Origin of the sequence: Streptomyces himalayensis subsp. himalayensis, assembly GCF_013778455.1 — a bacterium.
GTDB classification, from domain to species: Bacteria; Actinomycetota; Actinomycetes; order Streptomycetales; family Streptomycetaceae; genus Streptomyces; species Streptomyces himalayensis.
This window is the reverse complement of sequence record NZ_JACEHE010000064.1, coordinates 1-12210: the sequence shown is the minus strand read 5'-3', so window position 1 is coordinate 12210 and position 12210 is coordinate 1. Positions and strand designations below refer to the sequence as shown.

The window sequence follows — 12210 nt, the reverse complement described above, 5'->3', positions numbered from 1 at the left end:
TTTGCCTCATCCCGAGGGCGAGGAAATTTCCAAGGTGCTCCCACTCGACGCACACCATCCCGCCGGACCCGTCGAGGTCCGGTTCGAAGCGGTCGGCCCTGCAACCACCATCCGGCTGCGCGAAGTGCGCCTGGTGCGCTGACCTGACCCACAACACAGACGATTCGAAATGAACACGCGCATCGGCCGCCATACCGATGCGGGTGGGTAGCCCTTGGCGCGGAGCCAGGTGCCGAGGGCGACGATGTCGCCGCAGTAGCGGTTGATGCACAGCACGTCGAAGAGTTCGGCGATGCGGTCGTTGTGGGCGGTTGCGATGCGTCGACGACGCTACCCGAGCTGAAGTTCACGCCCATGGGCGACTTCAGCCTCAGGGCCCGCGCGCATCCCTGGAGGACTCCCAGCTCTCGGCCGCCGGCCTGAAGACGGCCCTTGTTAGATCAGGTCCAGGAACGCGCGGATCCGCCCGACGATGTCGAGACCTCGTTCCAACAGCTCTGCGACTGAAGGCCGTTGAGCAAGGCCTGGAGCAGAAGCGCCGCGCATTTCGGGGGGCGAGCCCCTTGTGCAGTTCGCCGCGGCCCGCCGTCGGGTGCATGCCCTGGACGAAGCGCATGCACCCGACGGCGTAGTGCCGTACGAAGTAGGCGTGCGCCGGATGATCCGGGTGGGACGCAGCCACGGCAAGTGCGATCCACAGGCGAACCAATCCGGGTGACTTCTGATGGCGGCCCAGAAGTCCCCCAGATACGGCACGAGCTCGTCCATTCCGACAACCCGTGACAGCCGTACTGCCACTCCTCGTTGACCCCCTCGCGAGCACCACGGCGAGGAGGTCGTCTTGTTGCCGAAGTGGTGCAGCAGGCCCGCGTGGGGCCGCCGCCTTGTCATACGGGCCGCCAGTTTTCGCCTTGCTCACAGTGCGCTCGCCTTCCCAATGACCGAGACGCCGCCACGTAACGTTCTGATCACGAAGCCGAGCGACAGACTTCCTGCCCTTGCGATCCCGGTCTACCGTCCAAGCCAAAACCAACCGCATGGTAAGAGTTGGCGCACGCGCGCCGCGTACCTGCGCACTGACGGACTGACGGACTGACGGACTGACGAAGGTCGCGGCCCACCGGCTCCCCACGAAGGAACCCACCCATGAGCACTCACCACCCACACCCTCGACTGCGCTCGTGCCCCGGCCCCGGCTCATCGTCTGCGACGAACCCGCCGCGGCACTCGCCTCGTCCACACAGGCACGCGTTCCCGACTCGTTCGTCGCCCTCCGGCAACGCGCCGCCGTCGCCCGGCACGTCAGCCACCGCGTGAGCGTCCGCTCGCACCGCGACGCTCACGGGACCGGCCCGGCAGGAGAGATCGCCTCACCCCCTTGAAGACCCTCCGCACTGAGGCTGTTGCCCACCGCGCCCGAACGGCCAGGTCGTGGCGCAAGCGCCACCAGGCCCTCACCACCGACACTCAGGAAAGCAGTCGATGATGACCGAATTCCCTCCCGGGTTCCTCTGGGGAGCCTCCACCGCACCGCACCAGATCGAGGGCAACAACCTCAACAGCGACTTCTGGGCGAGCGAGGGGCGCATGCCGGGCATGGAGCGCAGTGGTGACGCCTGCGACAGCTATCACCGGTACCGCGAGGACATGCGACTGCTCGCCGACGCCGGGCTCAACGCCTACCGCTTCGGCATCGAGTGGGCACGGATCGAGCCGGTCCCCGGGATGATCTCGCGGGCCGAACTCGCCCACTACCGGCGCATGATCGAAACGGCCTTCGAACTCGGCCTGACGCCGGTCGTGACCCTGCACCACTTCACCAGCCCGCTCTGGTTCGCCCAGGAAGGCGGCTGGCTCGGTGAACGCGCCGTGGAGCGGTTCGGGGCATACGCCGAGGCGGTCACCCCGATCCTCGACGGCGTCGAGTGGGTCGTCACGATGAACGAGCCGAACATGCTGGCCATCATGATCGGCATGGCCCAGGCCATGCAGGACCAGCAGGCGGCCGGGGAGTGGCAGAGCCCCACCCTCGACAACGAGAGCCCCCGGCCGCCGCTGCCGGCCCCCGACATGAAGATCGGCGAGCGGCTCGTCGAGGCCCACCACGCCGTCCGGGACCTGCTGCGCGAGCGCACCGGCGCCAAGGTCGGCTGGACGGTCGCCAACCGCGCCTTCGTCGCCCGTTCGGGGGCCGAGGAGAAGAAGCGGGAGTTGGAGTACATCTGGGAGGACCTCTACCTGGAGGGGTCGCGCGGCGACGACTTCGTCGGTGTGCAGTCGTACTCCAGCCAGTGGGTCGGCCCCGACGGCATCGAGCCCCACCCGCAGCACCCGGACAACACGCTCGTCGGAACCGCCTACCGGCCCGACGCCCTGGGCATCGCCGTGCGGCACACCGTGGAGGTCACCGGCGGCATGCCGATCCTGGTCACCGAGAACGGCATCGCCACCGGCGACGACACGCGCCGGATCGCCTACACCGGCGAGGCCCTGAAGCACCTCGAGGCGGCGATCGCCGACGGCGCCGACGTCCGCGGCTACCTGCACTGGAGCCTCCTCGACAACTACGAGTGGGGCCACTGGGCGCCGACGTTCGGACTGGTCGAGGTCGACCGCGAGACCTTCGAGCGGCGCCCCAAGCCCAGCCTCGCCTGGCTGGGCGAGACCGCCCGCCGCACGGGCAACTGATCGCACCCCCACCGGAAGGACACATCGTGCAGGTATCCGTACCCGACGTCTCGTCCCGGTCCCTGGCCGAACTGATCTCATTGTCCGGGCGGCGCGCCGTCGTGACCGGCGCGGGCCGCGGACTGGGCCGGGCCATCGCCGAGCGCATGGTCGAAGCAGGCGCGGACGTGCTCGTCGCCGATATCGAGCACGGGCTCGCCGCCACCGTCGCCGAGGATCTGAACGCCCGCCGCCCGGGCCGCGCGGTGGCCGCCCACGTGGACGTCACCGACGCCGGGAGCGTGGCCGCGGCCGCCGATCTCGCAGTCCGGGAGCTCGGCGGGGTCGACATCTGGGTCAACAACGCCGGAATCTTTCCCAGCGTTCCCGCGCTGGAGATGTCCGAGAAGACCTGGGACGAGGTGTTCGCCGTGAACACGCGCGGTGTCTTCCTCGGATCCCGGGAGGCCGCGCGCCGGATGCGCGAGGGCGGGAGCGGTGGCGTCATCGTCAACGTCGTCTCCACGGCCGGCTTCCGGGGAACGGCCCCCGGGCTCGCCGCCTACGTCGGCTCCAAGCACGCGGCGCGCGGCATCACCCGGCAACTCGCCCTTGAGTTCGCACCGTTCGGAATTCGGGTCCTGGGCGTCGCACCGACGTACGTACCGACCGAGGGGAACCTGGCAGCGGCTGCGGCGGCCGCCGCAGCCGCCGGGGCACCCGCAGACGCCGGGGACATCATGTCCGTGATGCAGCCGAGCCTGCTCGGTCGCCTCGGCGTCCCCGACGACATCGCACGCGTAGTGCTGTTCTGTGCGAGCGACCTCTCGGCCTTCATGACGGGGAGCACGCTCCTCGCAGACGCCGGTGAAACGATTTAATCCGCGACGCCCTGCCCATTCCCCCTCGGGCCACTGCCCCGCAACGACGCGTAGGATCCCCATGCTCTCGCCCCGCACCAGCCCCACCCGCGACATCGTCAGCCTCGACGGCCTGTGGCGGTTCGCCCTCGGCACCCGCGCCGGCGCCACTCCGTGGACGTCGCGGCTCACCTCGCCCCTCGAGGCCCCCGTCCCCGCCAGCTACAACGACCTGTTCGTGGACGCGGAGATCCGTGACCACGTCGGCGTCGTCTGGTACCAGCGCGATGTGCGGGTGCCGCGCGGCTGGGCGGGCGAGCGGGTGGTCCTGCGCTTCGGCTCCGTCACCCACGCCGCGCAGGTCTACGTGGACGACCGGCTGGTAGCCGAACACACCGGGGGCTACACGCCGTTCGAGGCGGACCTGACAGGGATCGTCGATCCCGGCGCCGAGTTCAGGCTGACGGTCGGCGTCGACAACCGGCTGACGAACGAGACGATCCCGCCCGGCACTGTCACCACCGGCCCTGACGGCCGCGAACGCCAGTCGTATCTGCACGACTTCTACAACTACGCGGGCATCGCGCGCCCGGTCCGCCTGTGCAGCACACCGCGGACCTTCGTCGAGGACGTCACGGTCGTCACCGGACGGGACGGCGCGGCCGGCACCGTCGAGTACCGCGTGGAGACCGCCGGCGAGGCCGCCGACGCGATCGCCGTCCGGGTGCGCGCGGTCGACGAGGCGGGCCGGACCGTGGCCGAGGCACACGGGCCCGAGGGCTTCCTCCGCGTAGAGGACGTGACCCTCTGGCAGCCCGGCGCCGCCTACCTGTACGACCTCGTGGTGGAGCTGGTCGCCGAGGACGAGACCCGCGCGGGAGAACTCGTCGACAGCTACACCCAGCCCTTCGGCGTCCGCACCGTGGAAGTGCGGGGCACCGAGTTCCTCATCAACGGCGAACCGTTCTACTTCACCGGTTTCGGCAAGCACGAGGACACCCCCGTGCGGGGCAAGGGCCACGACGACGCCTACCTCGTCCACGACTTCCAGCTCCTTCAGTGGACCGGCGCCAACTCCTTCCGCACCTCGCACTACCCGTACGCGGAGGAGGTGCTCGACTTCGCCGACCGGCACGGAATCGTCGTCATCGACGAGACCGCCGCCGTCGGCCTCAACCTGGGTGTGCAGGGCGGGCTCACCGGCGTTCCGCCGACGCCGACCTTCGCGCCGGAGAACTTCGGCGGGACTACCCGCGACGTCCACGCGCAGCACCTACGGGAGCTGATCGAGCGGGACAAGAACCACCCGAGCGTGGTGATGTGGTGCCTCGCCAACGAGCCGGCCTCCAACGAGGACGGTGCGCACGAGTACTTCGAGCCGCTGGTCGAGTTGGCCCGCAAGCTGGACCCGACCCGCCCTCTCACCTACGCCGCGGTCATGTTCGCGACGCCGCAGAACGACCAGATCGGCGACCTGTTCGACGTACTGAGCATCAACCGCTACTACGGCTGGTACCTGTTCACCGGTGACCTCGCCACCGCCGAGCAATACCTGGAGCAGGATCTCCGCGGCTGGGTCCAGCGCTTCGGCAAGCCGGTCATGATGTCCGAGTACGGCGCCGACACCCAGCCCGGCCTGCACTCCGTCTGGGACACGCCGTGGAGCGAGGAGTACCAGAGCGACTACCTCGCCATGTACCACAGCGTGTTCGACCGCATCCCCGAGTTCGTCGGCGAACACGTCTGGAACTTCGCCGACTTCCAGACCTCCGCCGGCATCCACCGCATCGACGGCAACAAGAAGGGCGTCTTCACCCGCGACCGCAAGCCCAAGACGGCCGCGTTCGCTCTTCGCCACCGCTGGCACGGTCTGAGCGGACGCAAGCCCGGCCAGGCCGCGGACGGCTGACGCCTCTCCCCGCGGCCAGGGCGCGGACGACTGACGCCTCTCCCCGCGGCCAGGCCGCAGACGGCTGACGTTTCTTCCCGCACTCCCCTGATCCGCCGCGAACCTCGGCGGCGCCACAGCAGGCTATTGAAACGTTCCAATGCATTTTGCCCAAGCGACTGAGAAGGCCCCACCAACTGCCGCGCCACCTGGCACTCATGAGACGAAGGAGTCCTCATGCCTCAGAACGACCGCGACATCAGCGTGGCCGGACGCCCGCCGACCGGACCGGCGGAGGGTGACGGTGAGGAGCCGACAGGGCCGGCCAAGGTCTTCGGTGAGGAACCGGCCGAGACCCCCGCACCCGAGATCGAGGCCCCGCCACTGGAGAGGGTCAGCAGGAGTTACCTCGCCTGGATCATGATCGCCAGCTTCGGGGCCTCCCTGGCCCTGATGGTCCCGCTCTCCTACTCGCTGGCCGTGCGGATCGACGACCTCGTCCCCGGACGCGAGGAACTGCTCGGATACGTCACCGGATCCGCCCAGGTCGTCTATCTGGTCCTCAGCCCTCTGATCGGCTTCTGGAGCGACCGGATGCGCTCCCGCCTGGGCCGCCGGACACCGTTCATGTTCGCCGGCACGGCCGTCGGCATGGTCGGGCTCCTGGGGATCGCCGTCGCACCGACCGTCTTCCTGGTGGGCCTGGCATGGGTCGTCGGCATGGTCGGCTGGTCCACGGTCGGGCAGGCCATCCAGAACGTCCAGGCCGACCGCGTGCCCGAGGAGCAGCGCGGACGCGTCTCGGCGGTGACCAGCGTCATGACCCAGATCGCGCCGGTGGTCGGCATCGGCATCGCGTACACCGTGGCCTCCAGCACGCTTCTGGTGTTCCTGGTGCCGGGCGTCATCGGATCGGTCATGCTGTTGCTGTTCCCGCTGTTGAAGCCTGAGGGCGACTCCCGCGCACTCGTCCACACCAGCGAGGTGAGCCTCAAGGGGCTGGTCGCCAGCTATGGGTTCAATCCGCGGAAGTACCCCGACTTCGGCTGGAACTGGCTCGGCCGGTTCGTCTTCTTCATGGGCCTGTACTTCAACACCACCTTCGGGACCTTCTTCTACGCCCAGCGGCTCGACATGCCCGTCAAGGAGGTCGCCGGCGTCGTGGCGGCGATCGGGATCATCGGGGTGCTGGCCGCAGCCGGCGGCGCCATCGGGGGCGGCTTCCTCTCCGACAAGCTCGGTCGGCGCAAGCTGTTCACCATGATCGGCTCCACGATCTTCGTCGCCGGGGCGGTCGCCGAGGCGTTCGCCCACTCGCTGCCCCAACTCATCGTCGGCGCGGTGCTGATGCAGCTCGCCATCGCTATGTTCAGCGCCGTCGACCAGGCGATCGTGTTCGCCATCCTCCCGGACCGGGCCCAGGCCGGCCGCTATCTCGCCGTCGTCGCTTTCGCGCAGAAGATCCCCAGCGCGATCGCTCCGTTGATCGCCCCGCTCATCATCACCATCGGCGTCACGGGTTCCGACAAGAACTACACATACCTCTATCTCAGTGGCGCGGTCCTCGCGCTGGTCGGCGGCCTGATCATCAAGTTCGGGGTCAAGTCGGTCCGGTAGCGGGGCACGTCGGCAATCGCCGTTGCGCGCAAGGGATGTGGTCCATCCCGCTCACACCGGCCGACACCATCCGTCATCGTCCGGGGAGCACGTCCCCTGTACCGGCCCGCTCGACGCCCTCCCGCGGCGTCAGCGGACAGCCTGGCTCTCCGCGGCCCGCCCCGGCGGACCGGACGACAGCCTGCGCCGGCCGGCCCCACCGCGAGGGGCCCTCGCCGTACGCGCGCAGGGACAACCGCCGTGGGAAACAACAGGGTTCATCGAACTTCCGAGAAAGCTGAGCATGAACAACGCACCGTATGACCTGCGCATCGACAGCGGCGGTGACGAGTTCACCGTGTCGGGCCCCGCACCCCGCCTGTCGTGGAAGCCGCCGTCGGACGCGGGACGCCTAACGGGATACGAACTGGAATGCACCATCGACGGCGAGGCGCAGCCCGCGGTGCAGGTCGCGCCCGGCCGTCACCGGTTCCTCACCTGGCCCTGGGCGGCGCTGCGCAGCGGCCGGCAGGTGGCCTGGCGGGCCCGGGCACGGGGCACCGAGGGCACGTCCCCGTGGTCGGAATGGAACGCGTTTGAGGTCGGCCTCCTAGACGAGGACTGGCAGGCGCGCTGGATATCGCCGGCCGAATCCGTCGACCTCGGCTACGGCAAACGCCCGGCCCACATTTTGATGACGCGGTTCGAGGCACGGGCCGGGGTGCGCTCGGCGCGGCTGTACGCGACGGCGCTCGGCGTGTACGAGGCGTACGTGAACGGCGAGCGGGCCGGCACCGCCCAACTGTCGCCCGGATCCACCTCCTACGACCGCACGCTCTACGCCCAGGCATCGGACGTCACGGCCGCCGTCAGGGCGGGCGGCAACCTCGTCGAGATCGTCCTCTCCGACGGCTGGTACCGGGGCCAGGTCGGCGCGTTCCGCCTGCCGGCCGGCTGGGGGACGGTGCTCGGCGCACGTGCCGAACTGCACATCGTGTACGAGGACGGTTCACGCCAGGTCGTGCGCAGCGACGAGACCTGGACGAGCACCCGGTCGGCCATCACTCGAGCCGACCTCATGGACGGGCAGACCACCGACTTCCGCGCCGGGCCGCGCGCCGAAGAACCAGTCCTCGTCGATCAGGTCGAGGACCCCGCGATCGACTGGTCGCCCGCGCCCCCCGTACGCGTCGTCGACTCCCGCCCGGCGCATTCCGTCAAACAGCTCGAGGACGGGCACTGGATCGCCGACTTCGGCCAGAACGCCTCCGGCTGGATCGCCCTCAGCGACCTCGGCCCGGCCGGCACCCGCACCGTCATCCACTACGGCGAACACGTCGGCGCCGACGGCGACCTGACGACAGCCCACCTGGACTCCGTACGCCCCGGCGAGGACCCGATCCCCTTCGTGCAGCGCGACGAGGCCATCTCCGCGGGCCGCGGCGAGACGTTCGAGCCACGCCACACCGTGCACGGCTTCCGGTACGTGCGCATCCGCCGCGACGGCGCCCCGCTCGACCCCGCGAGCATCACGATGCGCGTCGTCCACACAGACCTGCGCCGCACCGGCACCTTCGCGTGCAGTGACAACGACCTCAACCGCCTTCATGAGATCGCCGACTGGAGCTTCCGCGGCAACGCCGTCGATGTTCCCACGGACTGCCCGACTCGCGAACGACTCGCTTGGACCGGCGACTACCAGGTCTTCGCACCCACCGCCACGCGCCTGTACGACGTCCTCGGCTTCAGCCGCAAATGGCTCCGCTCGGTCCGCGACGACCAGCTGCCCGACGGCCGGATCGCCAACTTCTCGCCCGACGGCCGCCGCATCAAGCACCACCTCGACGACCAGTTCGCGATGATGACCGGCTCGGCAGGCTGGGGCGATGCGATCGTCGCCGTCCCCTGGGAGCTGTACGAGTCCTACGGCGACCGGGAGGTCCTCGCCGAGAACTGGGAGGCGATGGTCCGCTGGGTCGAGTGGGCACTGCAGACCGCCCGCACGGCCCGCCACCAGTCCCGGATCGAGCGCTCGGCCGAGCCGCTCCCGCACGAGCAGTACCTCTGGGACGGCTCCTTCCACTGGGGCGAGTGGACCGAGCCGAAGGAGAAGGCGGCCGACGGCACCCGCATCGACCCGGTCCAGACCGACCCGATCGCCTGGTTCATGGCGGACAAGGGCGAGGTCGGCACGGCGTTCCTGTACCGCTCGACGTCGACCCTCGCCGACGTCGCAAGGGTGCTGGGCCGCACCGAGGACGCAGCCCGCTACACCAAGACCGCCGAGCGCATCCGCGACGCCTGGCGCACCGAGTTCCTCACCCCCGGCGGACGCACCACCGGCGACACCCAGGCATCCTACGTACGCGCTCTCTCCCTCGGACTCGTCCCCGACGAGCTGCGCGCGGCCGCCGCCGCGCGCCTGGTCGCACTGATCCGTGCCGCCGGCACCCACCTCGGCACAGGCTTCCTCGCCACCGGCGACCTGCTCCCCGTCCTGGCCGACACCGGCCATGCCGATATCGCCTACGAGCTGCTTCTCCGGCGCACCGCACCGTCCTGGCTGTACATGCTCGACCGCGGCGCGACGACCATCTGGGAGGACTGGGAAGGCATTGACGAGAACGGAGACGCCCACGACTCCCTGAACCACTACAGCAAGGGCGCCGTGATCCGCTTCCTGCACACCCACACGCTGGGGCTGCGACAGACACCGGGGTCAGTCGCCTGGGAGTCCTTCGAGGTCGCACCCGTCCCCCACCCGTCGCTGACGTGGGCCCGGGGCACTCACGAGTCCCCGCAGGGCACGATCACCGTCGAGTGGCGAACGACGGGCGACGAGCTGACCATCACCGCCGACGTGCCGCCGGCAACCACCGCACGGGTGGTCTTCCCCGACGGCACCACCGAGACCGCCACGGCAGGCACCTTCCGTGCCACCCGGCGTATGCCGAAAGGGGGTTCAGACGGCGAATTCCCTTCATGACGTCTCGGTGGTCGGTGATCTGGTTCCGGTCGCGCAGTAGAGCCGCAGGCGGCGCGAGGACCCCGCTGCCGTGGCCCTTGATTCATAGACGGTGTGCTTCGGCTGTCGACGACGGTCGAACGGTGATCCTCTGACGCCGCGGACGTGACCAGGAGATACAACCCTGCCTGGCCCACCTCAAGGCGTCCCCACACCGGGCCCGCGCGGCGGCGATGCCGACGCGCAATAGAGCAGCAAGCTCCGCCAATCCCCGAGGCTGCCGCTCAACCACGCCCGCACACACTCCTCATCCGTCAATCGGCGTGGGCAAAGAGGCAGCAGAGGGGATGTCAGACCCCCGACCATGCCAAGAATGCTTGGTTACCTGCCGAAACGTGCCAGGCCTGATCGGTATCGGGCAAGAGTTGTTGCACGAGACGTCACAGGAGAAGACGCAAGAGATGTCACGGGTCTGGCGCGTTGCCCCAAACGGAAGAAGAAGGGAGTGAAAATTCATTTCACCAGGCAGGCGACAACCTGACTGGTGGTGGTCGACGACCGGCATCCGCCAGCCGTCCCGGTGCGTGCTGATCACCCCGAACAGGCCCTTCGCCTTGAACGACGGACGGCGTCGCGGCACAGGCCATGATCGCCAGCCACGACAAACTACGGGGGATCCCCCGCTTCATCGCCACGGCCAAGAGTCGCGGGCCGACGTGCCCGCGAAAGTTCAGGCCCATCCGCGAAGCCGGCGTCGACGGGTGCGGGGCAGTCGGTGATGGAGGAGACGATCTCGCCCAGGATGCCGTCCCGCCGCCGCAGGCGCTCGCGGACGAGGCAGCCGTACCCCTCCAGTGGCCTCAAACCAGCGCGCACACAACTGGTCGGCCGGCCCCAGCCATCAGGACGTGGCGAATCCCCGCTTCGGAGAAGGTGACCGGTCCCGTCGGACACGGGGCATGCGTGAGATCCATGCCGTCACCTCACCCTCATCCCCGACCAGGCCGGCGCGATCCGGCGACATGCCTGCTCCGCTGCCACGGCCGGCCTCGTGGTCAGGCCCAACCATGCACGGTCGACCCACCCCGTGGACGCCACACAATCGCAACTGCGCACAGCCAGCACAAGAAATGCATGAGGTGTTGCCCAGTCGGATTGCGCGGGCAGTTGCGCAAGCGGGTGTGCGCACAGGCTCCCGTCTTTGTGCAACGGGCACTGGTGCGCATTCGGCCCCTGCGGCGGACGCCGCGTCAGGTCTGCGCAGGAACGTGACCGCCGCTCCCCGCGAGCCGCACGGGGAGTCGAGTGGCCGCAGCCGGCTGCGTCCGGGGCGGCGGTCTCCAAGCGCTGCCCAGGCGTGGTCAGGGTCATGGTCGGGCCGACCGTGACCCCGACCACGGGGTTGTGTCCCCATCGTGACCGTGTTCGGGCCTGCGTGGTCGATGGTCGGGTCGGGATCGGCAGGATGCAGCCGGTCGTCGACAAGATCGCCGCCCGATGGCCGGCTCCATCACCCGGCCACCTCGTTCCTCCACATCTCCTGATCCATACGCTGTCCGCCACCCTGCGGCGATCAGCTCGCTGCCGTGTGGCCAGGGCGTAAGGCAGCACGCGTAGCCGCCGAGAGGCCCCCGTGCTGGCTTGCTTGGGCTGTCTGTCAAGGGTTGTGAAACTGCTGCCGCGGAACAGCGCACGAGTGTGATTTGGCGTACATGCGTGAGTGTCCGGGTTGGGGTGGGCGCGTGGGGAACGAGAGTTCCCTCATCGAATGGGTGACCTCGTCGAGGGGTGGTCGTTGAGTGCGGTGACGGGGTTCTGTGGGCCTGGAGGGGAGGGTGATCTTGGCGGGTGGGCTGCGGGAGGTGGCGGCGCCGTTCGTGGTGCCGGGCCCGTTGGGGGTGGCGGTCCGGGACCGGCTCAAGCAGTTGACCGGCGACGACGAGCAGGTACTGCGTCTGGTCGGCGACCACCTGGGGGCGCTGGCCTCCCGTGACCTGAAGGCGCGCTGTGCGGCAGGTCTGGATCACGACGGCGCTGCATGGGCGGAACGCAAGCGGGTCCTGACCGGGCAGTCGTCCTCGCGGTGGGCGGGCTCGATCACGAAGGCCACCCACGACCAGTGGGCACTGGCCCGGCGCGGCCAGCTCGCGCATGTCCAGGGCCTTCAGGCGGCAGTGCGCACGGTCGCGCACCGGCTGTCCCTGCCCGTGGGCGAAAAGGGCAGCAAGCACGCA

6 protein-coding genes and 1 pseudogene are annotated in these 12210 nt (G+C 69.4%); all 7 read left to right on the top strand.

Annotation, left to right across the window (positions count from 1 at the left end):
* The first annotated feature begins 1181 nt into the window (after positions 1-1181).
* Positions 1182-1382: a hypothetical protein gene (locus H1D24_RS41025; protein WP_181662870.1), complete on the top strand. Its 201-nt coding sequence runs from the start codon at positions 1182-1184 to the stop codon at positions 1380-1382.
* Between the two features lie 103 nt (positions 1383-1485).
* Positions 1486-2688 carry a glycoside hydrolase family 1 protein gene (locus tag H1D24_RS41020; protein ID WP_181662871.1) on the top strand — a complete coding sequence of 401 codons (1203 nt, stop codon included), beginning with the start codon at positions 1486-1488 and terminating at the stop codon, positions 2686-2688.
* Positions 2689-2714: 26 nt separating this feature from the next.
* Complete coding sequence (locus H1D24_RS41015) at positions 2715-3548, top strand: SDR family NAD(P)-dependent oxidoreductase (RefSeq protein WP_181662869.1); 834 nt, start codon at positions 2715-2717, stop codon at positions 3546-3548.
* A gap of 61 nt (positions 3549-3609) precedes the next feature.
* A complete protein-coding gene (gene uidA / locus H1D24_RS41010; RefSeq protein ID WP_181662868.1) occupies positions 3610-5436 on the top strand; it encodes a beta-glucuronidase in 1827 nt (608 codons plus the stop codon).
* 216 nt (positions 5437-5652) lie between these two features.
* Positions 5653-7032 carry an MFS transporter gene (locus H1D24_RS41005; protein ID WP_181662867.1) on the top strand — a complete coding sequence of 460 codons (1380 nt, stop codon included), beginning with the start codon at positions 5653-5655 and terminating at the stop codon, positions 7030-7032.
* A gap of 283 nt (positions 7033-7315) precedes the next feature.
* A complete protein-coding gene (locus H1D24_RS41000; protein WP_181662866.1) occupies positions 7316-9997 on the top strand; it encodes an alpha-L-rhamnosidase in 2682 nt (893 codons plus the stop codon).
* Positions 9998-11811: 1814 nt separating this feature from the next.
* A pseudogene (locus H1D24_RS40995) lies at positions 11812-12210 on the top strand (hypothetical protein); the annotation flags it as partial.

What these genes read in the sequence shown, in the direction of transcription:
- H1D24_RS41000 (WP_181662866.1), top strand. Translation starts at nt 7,316, where the DNA reads ATGAACAACGCACCGTATGACCTGCGCATCGACAGCGGCGGTGACGAG.
- uidA (WP_181662868.1), top strand. Translation starts at nt 3,610, where the DNA reads ATGCTCTCGCCCCGCACCAGCCCCACCCGCGACATCGTCAGCCTCGAC.
- H1D24_RS41020 (WP_181662871.1), top strand. Translation starts at nt 1,486, where the DNA reads ATGACCGAATTCCCTCCCGGGTTCCTCTGGGGAGCCTCCACCGCACCG.
- H1D24_RS41005 (WP_181662867.1), top strand. Translation starts at nt 5,653, where the DNA reads ATGCCTCAGAACGACCGCGACATCAGCGTGGCCGGACGCCCGCCGACC.